We start from the raw sequence: 13,749 nt of genomic DNA, 5'->3' as shown, positions 1-13,749 counted from the left end.
CTGGCTTACACCGCGATCGGCGCCTTGATATTCGCGTCGGCGAAATAATTCTCGAGGCGGAAATCCTCGAAACGGAAGGCAAAGAGGTCCTTCACCTCCGGATTGATCCACATCGTCGGCAGAGCCTTGGGCGTGCGCCGCATCTGCTCGCGCGCCTGCTCGAAATGATTCGAATAAAGATGCGCATCGCCCAGCGTGTGGACGAAGTCGCCCGGCTTCAGCCCGGTCACCTGCGCCACCATCATGGTGAGCAGGGCATAGGAAGCGATGTTGAACGGCACGCCGAGGAAGATGTCGGCCGAGCGCTGGTAAAGGTGGCAGGAAAGCCTGCCGTCCGAGACATAGAACTGGAACAGGCAGTGGCAGGGCGGCAGCGCCATCGCCTCGACCTCGGCCGGATTCCAGGCCGAGACGATCAGCCGGCGCGAGTTGGGATTCCGGCGAATCTCCTTCAAAAGGCCCGCGATCTGGTCGATCTCGCCGCCATGTCCGTCCGGCCACGAGCGCCACTGCTTGCCATAGACCGGGCCGAGATCGCCATTCTCGTCGGCCCATTCGTCCCAGATGGTGACGCCGTTGTCGTTGAGATATTTGATGTTGGTGTCGCCGGCCAGGAACCACAGAAGCTCGTGGATGATCGACTTCAGATGCAGCTTCTTGGTGGTCGTGACCGGAAAGCCGCGCGAAAGGTCGAAGCGCATCTGGTAGCCGAACACCGAGCGCGTGCCGGTTCCGGTACGGTCGCCACGGTCGCTGCCGTTCTCCAGCACATGCCTCAACAGGTCGAGATATTGGCGCATCGGCTCCGCCTCGATTCGGGTTACAGCCAATCATACCCGACCGACAGCCGGTCGAACACCGCAAAGCGGCTGCGGATGCGGGTCGCACCCAAAAGCCCACGGTGCCGGCACGGTTTCGTGCCGGCTGCCGTGTGGCCAGGACTCAGAGAGAGCCAAGTTTGCCGAGATCCTTGGCAACCAGGTAGTAGAAGGTCACGCGGCTCTTGGTGTTGTCCGCCTGCATGGCCTTGCAGGTCTTCTCGATCGAGGCATTCGCCTTTGCGGCATCGGCGATGCCGAGCTTCTTGCCGATCCAATTCTCGCGAACGCGATCGAGTTCCTTCGGGTCGGTGCAGGACACCAGCGAGGAATCGCGGTTCCTGAGCGCAATCCCCAGATGCTTGACGATCTTATCGACGGCGTCGGCGCTGGCGCCGGCATCGTATTTCTTCACATCCGCAAGATAGTCGGCCATTAAACTTCCCCTCGTCGGCGCCACGGATCCGGTCGATGAGGGTTGTGGCGCGCCGCGCAACCTTTGCGCTAGGTCAGAGACTCCTCACCGGGAACGAGATTTGATTGACTAGGCGCGCGAGTCAACCCTGGCTGCACAGTTTGGCATAATCGGATAAGCGCCGGTTTGGCCTTTATTTTTCCCTCATCGCTCCCTATATTCGCTTCGTCGGCTTGACCGACTATGGCGATAAACAGGCGATGAAATAAGCCGTTCGGACCCGGGGGCGGTACCCGGCGCCTCCACCAAAAACCGCTCTGGCTGACGGAGCGGCTTTTGCTGGGGGCGAAATAGGATCGACGAAGGTGTAAAGATCGTACTTTTGCCCGGCATTGTACCACCGTCATCGGGCTAAACTTATAGTTGCCAACGACAACTATGCGGAAGCTCGTCTCGCTGCTTAATGCGGCGCGAACGCTTCAAATCAAGTCCTAGCGGTTCGCACTTCTAGGCGGGGTTCGGAGGTACCTGGCAACAGAAACCTCCACCTTCCCCCTTATTTGCTTCTTCCCAATCAATCGAACGGCCACGGCTCGTCCGGCGCTTTGATGCGCGGCACGGCCTTGCCGCTCATCCTCCATGGACAGGCGATGCAAAACGATTGCGAGCGATTCTTCGTGCTGACCGGCGGTCCGGGTTCCGGCAAGACCACCCTGATCGAAGCGTTGCAGGCCAAGGGTTTCGCGACGGCCCCCGAAGCCGGGCGCGGCATCATCCGCGACCAGATGGCCATCGGCGGCCCTGCCCTTCCCTGGCAGGACCGTGCGCTCTTTTCCGAACTGATGCTGGCGTGGGAGTTGCGCTCCTGGCACGCCGCACAGGGCGAACCCGGCCCGGTCTTCTTCGACCGCGGCGCGCCCGACACGATCGGCTATCTCAGGCTCTGCGGCCTGCCGGTGCCGGATCATATCGCCAGCGCTGCGGAAAAATTCCGCTACGCGCGCCGCGTCTTCGTCGCGCCGCCCTGGCCGGAGATTTTCACCCAGGACGAGGAGCGCAAGCAGACACTCGATGAAGCCGAACGCACGTTCCGCTCGGTGACCGGCGTCTATGCGGAGCTCGGTTACGAGCTGGTGCCTCTGCCTCTTGCCTCGGTCGAAGAGCGGGTTCGCTTCGTCATCGATCAAGCGGATTTGCGACAGATATGAAAAAGGCCGGGCGAGCCGGCCTTCTTGGCGTTATTACTAGGCGACCTACTCCGCCGGCGCTTCGACCGCTTCGCGCGCGCGGCCGAGCGTCAATTTGGCCAGCGTGAAGGAGATCACCGCGCAAAGCGCGATGCCCGCCACCATCGGCAGCGGCGTACCGTCGAAGAAGATGCCGGCGACGCCCATGGCAAGCGCGCCGATGGCGAAATGCAGCGTGCCCATCAGCGCCGAGGCCGTGCCGGCGATCTCGCCATGCTCTTCCATCGCGAGCACCGAGGTGGTCGGGATGACGAGGCCGAGGAAGCCGTAGCCGACGAACAACAGCGCCGCCATCACGCCGAGCCGGTCGACGCCCGAAGCCATGATCGCGAACAGCGCCACCATCACCGTGGCATAGCCGGTGACCGCCACCCAGACGACGCGCTTCAACCCGAAGCGGTCGGCGAGCAGCCCGGTCAGCTGCGACATGCCGATGAAGGCAACCGCGTTGATCGAGAAGAACACGCTGTAGACCGACGGCGACAGGCCGTAGTGGTCGATCAGGATGAAGGACGAGCTCGACAGATAGACAAAGAAGCTCGCAATGCCGAAGCCGGCAATCGCCACAAGCCCAAGGAAGTTGCGGTCGCCCATCAGGTAGCGGTAGCCGGCTAGCGCCGTGCCGAAGGACGAGCCGGCGCGCTCCTCGACCGGCCGAGTCTCCTTGAGCGAGGTGGCAAGCAGGATGGTGGCCAAGGCAGCCGCGCCCGTGACGGTCCAGAACACGGCACGCCAGCCGAAACTTTCGATGATCTGGCTGCCAGTCAGCGGCGCCAGAATCGGCGACACCGAGAACACCAGCATCAGAAGCGACATAAGCTTGGCGGCCTCGTTGCCGGTGTGCAGGTCGCGCACGATGGCGCGCGGCACCGCCATGCCGGCGCTGGCGCCGAGGCCCTGGAGGAAGCGGAAGGCGATCAGCCACTCGATCGTCGGCGCCATGGCCGAGCCGACGCCGCCGACCATGAACAGCGCGAGACCGGCATAAAGCGGCACCTTGCGGCCGACCATGTCGGAGATCGGCCCGACGACGATCTGACCGAAACCCATCGACAGGAAGAAGATCAACAGGCTCATCTGCACGGCCGCGGTGCCGGCATGCAGGTCCTGGCCGATCGAAGGCAGCGCGGGGAGATACATATCGATCGCAAACGGGCCGATCGCAGACAACAAGCCGAGCACGACCGCGATGCGGAGGAATTTGGGACTCATGATAAAGGCTCTTTTTCGGATCTGGTTGCCGCCGCAAATACCGGCGTCTGAACCAAGGACGTTCCATCCCGCGGGGAATCCTACAATCAGAGTGAATTCATTCGCCCTATCAGGCGAACATATTCGTCTCTCCAGCGGGATTTCCCTTCGTTGCGTCCACAAATTTAGACAGGCTTGTCCAATTCGTCAATCACCGCTATATAGATTTCCATGAGGCACGGCGTTTCTCCTGACACTTTCCCGCCACGCAGCCATGAGGCCAAGCGCGTGTCGGTGGTGGATGCAGCCGCTTCCGTCTTCTGCCGCGAAGGCTATGCCGGCGCCAATATCGACCTGATCGCGGCCGAGGCCGGCGTATCGCGGCAGACCGTCTACAACCATCACGGCGACAAGGAAAACCTCTTTGTCGCCGTCGTGCGCGATCTGACAGAGCGCTGCAATGCCGGCATCTTCGCCACCATCGCCAGCTTCCCCGACCAGCCCACCGACCTCGAGGCCGACCTGATCGCCTTCGCGGTGCGTATGAACCGCAATTGCATCTGCAACCGCGATGGCCGTTTCCTGCGCAAGCTGATCCAGGCCGAAGGCGAGCGTTATCCGGAACTGTTTGCCGAATGGCGCGAACAGGGCCCTGGCCGCACCTGGTCGGCGCTTGCCGCCCGTTTCGCCCGGCTTGCCTTCGCCGGGCATCTTTCGATCGGCGACCCCGACGTCGCGGCGCGTCAGTTCCTGGCCCTCGTCAACGCCGAGCTTCAGATCACGTTCATGCTGGGCGGCATGCCAACCGAGGAAGAGGTGCTGTGCTCCGCCACCAACGGCGTGCGGACCTTCCTCAGCGCCTTTGCCAGGAAGAAGTCGCCAGCCGGCAAACAGGCCGCGCTCGCCCACGCCTGAGCGATCAAATCGCTGTCGCCCCTCTTGGCCTCACCGCTTTGCGCCTATATGCGGTTTACGCCGCGCTCAAGCTTGATTACAGCTATGCGGACGATTCAACGGAACCCGACCATCACATGGCCGACGACCATATCCGCTACGACATTCTGGCCCAGGAGGCACTGCGCGGCGTCATGCGCAAGGTCCTGGCCGAGGTCGCACGCACCGGCCTTCCGGGCAATCATCATTTCTTCATCACCTTCCTGACCGGCGCGCCGGGGGTGCGCATCTCGTCGCGGTTGCGCGAGCGCTATCCGGAGCAGATGACCATCGTCATCCAGTTCCAGTATTGGGACCTCAAGGTGACGGATGCCGGCTTCGAGGTCGGACTTTCCTTCTCCGACGTTCCGGAAAAGCTCGAGATCCCCTTCTCCGCCGTGCGCGGCTTCTACGATCCGTCGGTCAATTTCGAGCTCGAATTCGACGTCAAGACGGAGAGCGTGGAGGACGAGGCCGCCGCTCCGGCGCCTGAACCGATCGCCGTCGTTCCCGAGAAGAAGCCGGAAACCAAGAAGAAGGCCGCCGAGAGCGAAAAGAAGCCGGCGGTCGCCGAGACCGGCGGCAAAGGCGCCGACGTCGTCTCGCTCGACGCCTTCCGCAAGAAGTAGTCGGGCGCCATGGGCGAGGTCATCAATCTCCGCCAGGCCCGCAAGCAGAAAGCGCGCACCGAGAAGGAACGCCAGGCGAGCGAGAACCGGGCGTTGCACGGCCGCTCGAAGGCGGAGCGCGAGCGCGACCGGCTGACATCGGGCAAGGCCGAGACATTCATGGCCGGCCATCGCCGGGAAAAGCCCGACGACCCCGGCAAGCGCTGAGTCCTGCAATGGCCGCGGTCGAAAAACGTTCGGTAACGATCCGCGGTCACCGCACCAGCTTTTCCCTGGAGCAGCCCTTCTACGACGACCTCGTCGCCATCGCCGCGCAGCGTTCGCTGTCGCTCGCGGCTCTGGTCGCCGAGATCGACGAGACGCGCACCCGCGACGCGAACCTGTCGTCCGCGCTCAGGCTCTATGTGCTGGCTTGGGCGAAGCGGGGCGGTGGCTAATACCGCCACGCTGCGGCGTAAAGCTCAACCGCCGTCGAGCGACTTCAACAGATTGTCGATCGTGAACGGATTGGCCTTCGGCTTTGCCGGCGGCGGACTCGAACCGTCATTGACGCCGGGGAGTGACTGGTCCGCCTTTGGCGCCTGCTGAGCCGCCTTGCGTGCTGCTTCCAGCTTCGCCTGCTCCGCCTTCTTGCGATCGGCCTCGGCCTGCGCCTTGGCCGCCTCGTCCGCGGCCCGCTGCTCGGCCTCCGCCTTCGCCTGCGCATCGGCCTTCGCCTGGGCATCCGCTTCGGCCTGCGCCTTGGCGTCGGCTTCCGCCTTCGCCCTCGCCTCTTCGTCGGCCTTGGCTTTTGCTTCGGCTTCCGCCTGTGCCTGCGCTTCCGCTTCGGCTTTCGCCCTGGCCTCCGCCTCGGCTTTCTGCCGCGCTTCTTCCTCTTGCCGGCGCAACTCCTCGGCCGCCCTGTCGCGCTCCGTCTGCAGCGCCGCGTAATAGCGCACCTCGCGCCGCAGCCGCTGCTTCTCGAGCAGCGCTGCCTGCATTGCCTCGACCCGCTGCTGCTCCTTCTCCAGCGCGCGCTGCGTCAGGAACTGCGCCAGCGGACCGCTGTCGAATTGGGGCGCGGTCGCCCCAAGCGGACCGGCCAGGCTGAAATTGACGGCCGGCTCGGAACCGACCAGTGACTCGTCGCCGGGGCGGTAGGTCAGCGTTCCCTTTGCCGTGACGGTGCTCGTGTTGAGATCGGCGGTCACGTCGGCGGACAAGGTCGCGCCGGGATTGTCGAGACTGATCGGCGGCGCCCGCAACGTGCCGTTGGCGACGGTAAAGGTCACATCCGTATCGCCGGCGGCGAAGCTGCCCCCTCCGACGATCTGCGGCGCGAACTCGGCCGTCTTGGCGGCGTCGATATCGCGTCCGATCGTGTCGGCCTTGGCGATGATGGCGCCAAAGCCGTCCGGATTGATGCCGTCCACTTTCAGCCCCTTCAGCGCCGCGGTGCCGGACCCGGACAGGGCCGCGATCATGGCGTCGACCGATTTGCCGCTGGTCGACAGCGCCGCCGAAAGATCGCCGCTGCCGCCGATACCGGCACCGGGGAGAACCGCGGAAAGATCGCCGCCGGCCAGCCGCATCTGGCCGGAGAACAGGCCGGTGCCTTCCGTGTTCTTCAGGTCGAACAGGCCGGTCAGATCGCCGCCATAGAGCTTCGCCTTGAGCTCGGAGACGTGGATGCCTTCACCATCGAGCTTAAGCGAGAATGAGGCGTCATGCGCCGTTGCGAATGGCCCGACGGCAAGCGCCGATGTGTTGAGATCGAGGTCCGCGTTGAAAGGCAACGTCGACTTTTGGCTGAACGGAGTCGTTGGCCATCCGCCCTTGGCGGGCGCGAAGGACTGGTCGCCGAACAGCGAGACCGCCAGCGGATCGAGGTCGAGCTCGTCGAGCGCCAGCGCGCCGGCCAGATGCGGAAGCCCATCCTTGGCATCGATGTTGATATCGCCGGACACCGCAGCCTTGTTGATCGATCCGGTGAGGCCGCTCAGCACCAAAAGCCCGTTGCCGAAATCGGCATCGGCCGCCAGCGACGTCGACGTGCCCGTTCCCATGCCGGGCAGGCCTACGCCCGTCGTCATCAGCCACGGCTCGATATCGGCGGCGTCGAGATTGACCTTGCCCTTGGCTGTAGGGCCTTGCGCCGTATCGGCGACCGTTCCGTCGAAGCTCGCCCTGAAGTCGTCGGCGGTCAGATTGAAGCTGGTCGCGAGACCGCCGGCAACCGAGCCCTTCGCCGAGACGTCGGTGTTGGCGTGGCCGAGCATGCCAAGCGGCAGCGCCGGCAGGCCGTAAAGCGCCAGCAGCGTCGTGGCATTGTCGTTGCGGGCGTTGAAGGTGATCGACACCGGAGCGTCGGTGAGCTTGTCTGCGCTTCCCTTGCCGGAAAGCGAAGCCGAGAAGGCCGAGCCGCCGGCATTGCCCTGGGCCGAAAGCGCCAGGCCCGTGGTGCCATCGCCATTGTCGGCGGCGCTGGTCAAGAGATCGATGCGCGCATCCTGGAAAAGTTCGGGATAGGCCGCCGCGCGGCTCGCCAGGCCTTTGAGCACGGCATTGTCGGGATAATGCTCGGCCGCGACATCGATCAGCGGCTTGAGGTCCACAGCAACGATGGAGGCGTTGAGCTTGCCGGTCGGGCTTTGCGGAAAATCCTTGACCCGGCCCGTGGCGCTGATCGAGGCGCCCGCCAGGCCGCCGATCGACAGCCGGTCGATCTCGAGCAGGCCCTCGCGCAGCCGCAGAGCCGTATCGACCGTATCGGCGCTGAGGCCTAGGGCGCTGACCGGACCCGCCTTGATCTGGAAATCGAGATCGCGGTCCGAAAAGCGGTTGGCGCCCTTGTCGCTGATGAAGATCGAGGCGAAGGCCGCGAGCCCGTCGAGGTCCATCTCGCCGCCCGTCAGTTGCATCAGCACGGAAGGCCTGGCGCCATCCGGCTGGCTGGAATCGATGCTGCCGGAAAATTTCGCCTTGCCGAGGATCAGTTCGAGGTCGCTGAAGGACTGCCGGTTCTCGCTGAGATCGACCTTGGCCTTGAAACCTGCAGCGGGCAGCCGGCGGATCGCCTCGTCGACATCTTTCGACAGCCAGGCGGCAAAGCCGGAAGGCTGCCCGACGGCGAGCAGCAACGAGCCGGTGAAGCCGAAATGGTCCTCGACGCTCAGCATGCCATCCGCTTCGAGCGTCGTGCGGCCAGGCAGCGTCGCGGCAAGCGACTTGACCGACCAGCCCCCTTCGACCGGCTCGGCCGACAGCCGCACGTCGCGCACCGTCGTGTCGCCCGCCACCACCGCCGGCAACCGCACCTCGAGCGTGCCCGGTATCGTCGGCTTCGGCATGTGCTGCAGCGTCTGCTCGAAAGCCGCGATGCGCTGGTCGAGCGTGAAACCCGAACCGGCGGCTCCGCCGACGGCCTCGTCGAACTGCACCTGCGCGCCGCTGGCCTCGACCGCGAAATGCGGCTTCAGGCCGAGATCGACGGAGGCCTTGCCGTCGGCGGTATAGGGATTGTCGAGCGGTCCGGTCTCGAAGCGGAACTCGTCGACATTGAGTTTCTGGTGGTCGAGCGCGAACTTGCCATTCAGCCGGAAGCCCGGATCGGGCTTACCGGTGCTGATCTTGACCGGTTCGCCGTCACTGCCGCGCAGCTCGGCCGAGTTCTTGTCCGCGCCCGAGATCTTGAACTGACCGGAATAGACCGCCGCGCCCTTGACGATGCCAGCATTGCCGTCGGCCTCGATGATCAGCGGATAGGCATCGGGATCGGCCTTCAGCCTGAGCCGCATCTGGCCGTCGGCCTCGACCTTGCCCGTCGAAGCCGAAACGTCCGTGCGCAGGCCGTCGAAGCGCAGCGTTCCGTCCATGCGCCACGGGCCGGTAAGCGCCTTGGCCGAAATCGTCGAGTTGATCTCGGAGACCAGGTGGCTGCGACCGCCGGCGGCATGGCGCAACTCGATCTGCCCCTCGGTCACCGACAGCTTCTCGATGGCGATCTGGCCTGGGTTGAAGGGCGTCGACGGCCGGAGCGCCCAGTCGACGGTGCCGTCGCCGGCGACATTGATGATGGCTTTCGGATGGACCAGCCGCATGTCGAAGATCAGCACCTCGCCGCGCAGGAAAGGTGCCAGCTCCGCATCCATGGAGAAGGTCTCCACCGTCATCGCCGGCTGGCCTTCCGGCCCGCCGGCGACCTCGACATTCGAGAAGGTCACCGACGGAAACGGCAACAGCCGCGCCGTCGCATCGCCCTTCACCGTCACCTTGCGGCCGAGTATGGCGCTGGCCTCACGCTCGAAATCGCCGCGGTAACCCGTCCAGTCGATGAAATACGGCACCACCAGCGCCGCGCACAGCACCAGCACGAACAGGCCACCGAAGATCACGAACAGGCGGGCGAGCATCTGTTTCCCGGGTTGAAAGTCAGCCGCACTCTACCCGCATCCGCGTGTCGATAAAGAGGCAATTCAACGTGCGGCAGCCGCCAATGTCTCCAGTTGCGCGACCGCTCGTCATCGGGATATCTCTTTTGCGAATCCCTGCCCATCCGGCCACGCCCTGGCCGCCATTCCCAACACGGAGCGTCCCCGATGTCAGGCAAGAACTGGGATAGAGTGCCCATCGACGCGCAGAGCGTCGACGCTCCGCTGTCGACAGCCGCGATTTTCCTTGTCGTCACGGTCGGCAACGACAAGGCCGCGCTTTCGACCGCCGCCTCGGTGCTGGGCGAGCTCGACGATCTGGTCAAGAATGTCGGTTTCCGCGACCTGTCGGGCCGGCTGTCCTGCATCGCCGGCATCGGCGCCGGGCTCTGGAACCGTCTGTCGCCCAATCGGCGGCCGCGCGAGCTGAAACCCTTCGCGCCGATCGAGGGAGCGGCCCATTCGGCGCCCTCGACGCCGGGCGATCTCCTGTTCCACATCCGCGCCGAGCGGCCCGACATGTGCTTCGAGCTCGAGCGCATCCTGCTGGACGCGCTTGGCGGCAGCGCGACCGTTGTCGACGAGGTCTCCGGCTTTCGCTATTTCGACGCGCGCGACCTGCTCGGCTTTGTCGACGGCACGGCCAATCCGACCGGCCTCGACCTGCCGGCCTCCGCCTTGATCGGCGACGAGGACGGCGACTTTGCCGGCGGCAGCTACGTCGTCGTGCAGAAATACCTGCACAACATGGCAGCCTGGAAAGAAACGCCGACGCATGTCCAGGAAGAGATCATCGGCCGCACCAAGATCGACAACATCGAGATCGATGACGACGACAAGCCGCGCAAGTCGCACAAATCGCTGGCCACCATCGAGGACGACGCCGGCAATGAATACGACATCTTGCGCGACAACATGCCGTTCGGCCGTCCCGGACAGAACGAGTTCGGCACCTATTTCATCGGCTACACGCGCTATCTGTGGGTGATCGAAAAGATGCTGCAGCGCATGTATGTCGGCGAGCCGCCCGGGGCTTACGACCGCCTGCTCGATTTCTCGACGCCACACACCGGCACGACCTTCTTCGCGCCGACGCGGCCCATGCTGCAGAAGCTTGTCGAAGGCGCGGCGGAATAGACCTGGGCGGCGCGTTACCCCGCCGCTGGCAGAATCTTGCCGGGATTCATGATGTTGAGCGGGTCGAGCGCCTCCTTGATGGTGCGCATGAGATCGACGCCATGGCCTAGCTCATGGCGCAGGAAACCGACCTTGCCCTGGCCGATGCCGTGCTCGCCGGTGCAGGTTCCTTCCATGGCGATGGCGCGCATGTTGAGCCTGGCGACGAATTTTTCCGCCAACGCGATTTCGGCCGGGTCGTCGACATCCATCAGCACCAGCACGTGGAAATTGCCGTCGCCGGCATGGCCGACGATCGGCGCGATCAGCCCCATCTCGGCGATGTCGGCTTCGGTTTCGGTGACGCATTCGGCAAGCCGCGAGATCGGCACGCAGACATCGGTCGACAGGCCCTTGGCGCCCGGACGCAGCGTCAGCGACGACCAGTAGGCGTCGTGCCGCGCCTTCCAGAGCTTTGTCCGCTCTTCCGCGACGCTGGTCCACAGGAACGGCCCGCCGCCATTCTCCTCCGCGATCAATCCGAAGGTCTCGGCCTGTTCGGCCACACCCGCGTCGCTGCCGTGGAACTCGACGAACAGGCACGGACTTTCCGGGTAGTCGAGCTTGGAATAATTCTTCATCGCCCGCATCTGCAGCGCGTTGACCAGCTCGATGCGCGCCACCGGAATGCCCATCTGGATGGTCGCGATCACCGTGTTGCACGCCGCCTCCAGACTGGGGAACGGGCACACGCCGCCGGAGATCGCCTGCGGAATGCCCTGGAGCCGGAGCGTCAGCGAGGTGATGATGCCGAGCGTGCCTTCCGAACCGACCAAGAGCCGGGTCAGGTCGTAGCCGGCCGAGCTTTTCTTCGCCCGCTTGCCGGTCGTCACCGTCTCGCCGTCGGCCATGACAGCGGTGAGCGACAGCACGTTTTCGCGCATCGTGCCGTAGCGCACCGCGTTGGTGCCGGAAGCCCTGGTCGCCGCCATGCCGCCCAGCGAAGCATTGGCGCCCGGATCGATCGGGAAGAACAGGCCGGTGTCGCGCAGATGCCTGTTGAGGTCCTCGCGCGTCACGCCGGGCTCGACCGTGCAGTCGAGATCCTGCGGATTGACGGCGAGGACCCGGTTCATGCGCGAGGTGTCGATGGAAATGCCGCCGCCCGGCGCATTGGTGTGGCCCTCGAGCGAGGAGCCGACGCCGAAGGCGATCACCGGCACGCGGTGGGCAGCGCAGGCGCGCACGATCTCCTGCACCTCCTCGGTCGTCTCGACGAACGCGACGCCGTCCGGCGCCTGGGTCGGGATATAGGTGGTGGTGTGCGCGTGCTGGCCGCGCGTCGCCTCCCCGGTCTGGAAACGTTCGCCGAAGCGCTGCTTGAGGATGCCGAGCACCGCGGCGATGCCTTCCTCGTTGCGTTCGACGGGATTGAGGTCGCTCAAAGCCATGAATTCCTCCGCGAATGGACCAGCGGCCACTCTTGATATGCAGCTATGGATGATGCCTAAAGCAATTCCAGGAAAAGTGTGAAGCGGTTTTCCGTGCGGAATTGCACAGGAACAAAGAGAACCTCAGCCACCACGCCCTGTCCAGCGACGATCAAGGAAAATCAGATGACCATCCCCGCCCCGTTCATCTCCGACCCGATGGCCATCGAGAAGGACTGGATCGACTACAACGGCCATCTCAACATGGCCTATTACAACGTGCTGTTCGACCGCTGTTCGGACGTGGCCTTCGAGATGATGGGCATGGGGCCGAACTACGCAAGGGATCGCCGCCTCACCATCTACACGGCGGAAGTCCATGTCTGCTATGTCCAGGAGCTGCACCTCGACCACAAGGTGAAGGTCTCGTTCCAGCTCATCGACCACGATGAGAAGCGGCTCAGGGCCTATCAGGAAATCCGCCATGTCGACGGCTGGCTGGCCGCGACCTCCGAGCAGCTTGCCCTGCATGTCGACATGGCCGGACCGCGGGTCGCGCCCTTCCCCGCCGACGTGATGGCCAAGGTGGACGCCATGCGCGCCGCCCATGCGGCGCTGCCGATGCCCGAGCGCGCCGGGCGCTCGATTGGCATCAAGCGCAAGAGCGCTTGAAAACCGGCGCGCCCGCGTTAACCTTACCAAGGTTTTAACGTGAACAAGTCGCTTGAGTCCGTTGAACGACTCAGTGACGCGTTTGAAAACCGCCGTACCGGGTTTGCGCGCGGGCGGCTGGCGGAATGCGGTGCGAGGACAGTGCATGAAAACCGACATCAAGGTCGAAGTGGAGCGCTTGGCGGCCGATCCACGCATCACCGACTATGATTTCTGGCGATCGCTGAAGAACGTCGACAACGAGATCTTCCACATCGCCAACAACAACGAACCCATCCCGTTCGACATGATCCGCTGGCGCGCGATTCTGACCCAGGCGCGCATGCGGCGCGGCCACGCCTGATTCGTCCCTCCGCCCATCATCCCTGCCCCGTCACTTCTGCCTGAACCCGCCCAGCGGCGAGCGCGGCTCGACCGGTGACGACTGGATGATGGCCGTGTTGGTCATCGCGTAAGGGATGATCCGGTCGATCACCCGCTCGAGCTCGCTCACCGAGCCAACATGCGCCAGCGCGATAAAGCAATCCTCGCCGGTCACGCGGTCGCATTGCGCGATTTCCGGCAGCTCGCGGATGATGTCCGCCACCACCGAAAGCTGTCCCGGCACCGGCCTGATTCTCAGCCATGCCGACAGCTTCATGCCGAGCGCGGCCGGGTTGATCCTGACCGTATAGGCCTCGATCACGCCGTTCTCCTGCAGCTTGCGGATCCGCTCCGCCACACTCGGCGCCGACAGCCCGACGGCGCGCGCCAGTTCCGCCGTGCTGATGCGTGCGTCCTTTTCCAGGAGCCGCAGGAGCTTCAGATCCACGGCGTTCAGGTCGGCATTTTCATTTCGAAGGTTCTTCAATCCAAACCTCTTCCATCACAAAGCGAAATGGCCATCACA

Annotated in this window: 14 protein-coding genes and 1 other RNA gene; 9 read left to right on the top strand and 6 right to left on the bottom strand. The window is 64.3% G+C overall.

Annotated elements, in window-relative coordinates; translation table 11 throughout:
• Nucleotides 1-5 precede the first annotated feature (5 nt).
• Together E5X34_RS22435 and E5X34_RS22430 are read right to left on the bottom strand one after the other, a co-directional pair.
• Entirely contained in the window at nt 6-800 is a 795-nt protein-coding gene (locus E5X34_RS22435) for a thymidylate synthase (protein WP_292568995.1), read from the bottom strand.
• A 142-nt stretch (nt 801-942) separates the two neighbouring features.
• Nucleotides 943-1,254 (bottom strand): DUF2853 family protein, encoded by a 312-nt coding sequence (locus tag E5X34_RS22430; RefSeq protein WP_042644091.1) that lies wholly within the window; start codon nt 1,252-1,254, stop codon nt 943-945.
• A 167-nt stretch (nt 1,255-1,421) separates the two neighbouring features.
• On the opposite strand from E5X34_RS22430, the gene ssrA reads away from it, so the two are divergent.
• Both ssrA and E5X34_RS22420 read left to right on the top strand, forming a co-directional pair.
• Nucleotides 1,422-1,782: a transfer-messenger RNA gene (gene ssrA, locus E5X34_RS22425) on the top strand.
• 101 nt (nt 1,783-1,883) lie between these two features.
• A complete protein-coding gene (locus E5X34_RS22420) occupies nt 1,884-2,441 on the top strand; it encodes an AAA family ATPase (RefSeq protein WP_292568993.1) in 558 nt (185 codons plus the stop codon).
• 45 nt (nt 2,442-2,486) lie between these two features.
• Here the strand turns inward: E5X34_RS22420 and E5X34_RS22415 are convergent, their stop codons facing one another.
• On the bottom strand, nt 2,487-3,692 hold the full coding sequence (locus E5X34_RS22415; protein WP_292568991.1) for a multidrug effflux MFS transporter: 1,206 nt from the start codon (nt 3,690-3,692) through the stop codon (nt 2,487-2,489).
• Nucleotides 3,693-3,902: 210 nt separating this feature from the next.
• On the opposite strand from E5X34_RS22415, the gene E5X34_RS22410 reads away from it, so the two are divergent.
• From E5X34_RS22410 to E5X34_RS22395, 4 genes are all read left to right on the top strand, one after another.
• Complete coding sequence (locus E5X34_RS22410) at nt 3,903-4,586, top strand: TetR/AcrR family transcriptional regulator (protein ID WP_292568989.1); 684 nt, start codon at nt 3,903-3,905, stop codon at nt 4,584-4,586.
• 116 nt (nt 4,587-4,702) lie between these two features.
• On the top strand, nt 4,703-5,233 hold the full coding sequence (locus E5X34_RS22405) for an SspB family protein (protein WP_042644144.1): 531 nt from the start codon (nt 4,703-4,705) through the stop codon (nt 5,231-5,233).
• Between the two features lie 9 nt (nt 5,234-5,242).
• Nucleotides 5,243-5,440 (top strand): DUF4169 family protein, encoded by a 198-nt coding sequence (locus E5X34_RS22400; RefSeq protein WP_292568987.1) that lies wholly within the window; start codon nt 5,243-5,245, stop codon nt 5,438-5,440.
• A gap of 8 nt (nt 5,441-5,448) precedes the next feature.
• A complete protein-coding gene (locus E5X34_RS22395) occupies nt 5,449-5,670 on the top strand; it encodes a ribbon-helix-helix domain-containing protein (RefSeq protein WP_292568985.1) in 222 nt (73 codons plus the stop codon).
• Between the two features lie 24 nt (nt 5,671-5,694).
• Here the strand turns inward: E5X34_RS22395 and E5X34_RS22390 are convergent, their stop codons facing one another.
• The gene (locus E5X34_RS22390; RefSeq protein WP_292568983.1) at nt 5,695-9,624 is read right to left on the bottom strand and encodes an AsmA-like C-terminal region-containing protein; all 3,930 of its coding nucleotides are present in this window, start codon (nt 9,622-9,624) and stop codon (nt 5,695-5,697) included.
• Nucleotides 9,625-9,810: 186 nt separating this feature from the next.
• Between E5X34_RS22390 and E5X34_RS22385 the strand changes: the two genes are divergently transcribed.
• Nucleotides 9,811-10,779 carry a Dyp-type peroxidase gene (locus tag E5X34_RS22385; RefSeq protein ID WP_292568981.1) on the top strand — a complete coding sequence of 323 codons (969 nt, stop codon included), beginning with the start codon at nt 9,811-9,813 and terminating at the stop codon, nt 10,777-10,779.
• 14 nt (nt 10,780-10,793) lie between these two features.
• On the opposite strand, the gene E5X34_RS22380 is transcribed toward E5X34_RS22385, so the two are convergent.
• The gene (locus tag E5X34_RS22380) at nt 10,794-12,209 is read right to left on the bottom strand and encodes an FAD-linked oxidase C-terminal domain-containing protein (RefSeq protein WP_292568978.1); all 1,416 of its coding nucleotides are present in this window, start codon (nt 12,207-12,209) and stop codon (nt 10,794-10,796) included.
• Between the two features lie 165 nt (nt 12,210-12,374).
• Between E5X34_RS22380 and E5X34_RS22375 the strand changes: the two genes are divergently transcribed.
• Together E5X34_RS22375 and E5X34_RS22370 are read left to right on the top strand one after the other, a co-directional pair.
• Entirely contained in the window at nt 12,375-12,860 is a 486-nt protein-coding gene (locus tag E5X34_RS22375; protein WP_112127747.1) for a thioesterase family protein, read from the top strand.
• A 145-nt stretch (nt 12,861-13,005) separates the two neighbouring features.
• Complete coding sequence (locus tag E5X34_RS22370; RefSeq protein ID WP_042644109.1) at nt 13,006-13,203, top strand: hypothetical protein; 198 nt, start codon at nt 13,006-13,008, stop codon at nt 13,201-13,203.
• Between the two features lie 30 nt (nt 13,204-13,233).
• On the opposite strand, the gene E5X34_RS22365 is transcribed toward E5X34_RS22370, so the two are convergent.
• Nucleotides 13,234-13,710, bottom strand: coding sequence for an Lrp/AsnC family transcriptional regulator (locus E5X34_RS22365; protein ID WP_292568975.1), 477 nt, complete (start codon nt 13,708-13,710; stop codon nt 13,234-13,236).
• Nucleotides 13,711-13,749: the final 39 nt, after the last annotated feature.

It is taken from the genome of Mesorhizobium sp., assembly GCF_004963255.1.
Taxonomy (GTDB): domain Bacteria; phylum Pseudomonadota; class Alphaproteobacteria; order Rhizobiales; family Rhizobiaceae; genus Mesorhizobium.
The sequence above is the reverse complement of the archived record's forward strand: the minus strand, read 5'-3'. Positions and strand labels throughout refer to the sequence as shown.

Excerpts from the sequence above, each read along its gene's own strand:
- E5X34_RS22435 (WP_292568995.1), bottom strand. The coding sequence starts at position 800 with ATGCGCCAATATCTCGACCTGTTGAGGCATGTGCTGGAGAACGGCAGC.
- E5X34_RS22385 (WP_292568981.1), top strand. The coding sequence starts at position 9,811 with ATGTCAGGCAAGAACTGGGATAGAGTGCCCATCGACGCGCAGAGCGTC.
- E5X34_RS22375 (WP_112127747.1), top strand. The coding sequence starts at position 12,375 with ATGACCATCCCCGCCCCGTTCATCTCCGACCCGATGGCCATCGAGAAG.
- E5X34_RS22430 (WP_042644091.1), bottom strand. The coding sequence starts at position 1,254 with ATGGCCGACTATCTTGCGGATGTGAAGAAATACGATGCCGGCGCCAGC.
- E5X34_RS22400 (WP_292568987.1), top strand. The coding sequence starts at position 5,243 with ATGGGCGAGGTCATCAATCTCCGCCAGGCCCGCAAGCAGAAAGCGCGC.
- E5X34_RS22420 (WP_292568993.1), top strand. The coding sequence starts at position 1,884 with ATGCAAAACGATTGCGAGCGATTCTTCGTGCTGACCGGCGGTCCGGGT.
- E5X34_RS22390 (WP_292568983.1), bottom strand. The coding sequence starts at position 9,624 with ATGCTCGCCCGCCTGTTCGTGATCTTCGGTGGCCTGTTCGTGCTGGTG.
- E5X34_RS22415 (WP_292568991.1), bottom strand. The coding sequence starts at position 3,692 with ATGAGTCCCAAATTCCTCCGCATCGCGGTCGTGCTCGGCTTGTTGTCT.
- E5X34_RS22380 (WP_292568978.1), bottom strand. The coding sequence starts at position 12,209 with ATGGCTTTGAGCGACCTCAATCCCGTCGAACGCAACGAGGAAGGCATC.
- E5X34_RS22395 (WP_292568985.1), top strand. The coding sequence starts at position 5,449 with ATGGCCGCGGTCGAAAAACGTTCGGTAACGATCCGCGGTCACCGCACC.
- E5X34_RS22405 (WP_042644144.1), top strand. The coding sequence starts at position 4,703 with ATGGCCGACGACCATATCCGCTACGACATTCTGGCCCAGGAGGCACTG.
- E5X34_RS22370 (WP_042644109.1), top strand. The coding sequence starts at position 13,006 with ATGAAAACCGACATCAAGGTCGAAGTGGAGCGCTTGGCGGCCGATCCA.
- E5X34_RS22410 (WP_292568989.1), top strand. The coding sequence starts at position 3,903 with ATGAGGCACGGCGTTTCTCCTGACACTTTCCCGCCACGCAGCCATGAG.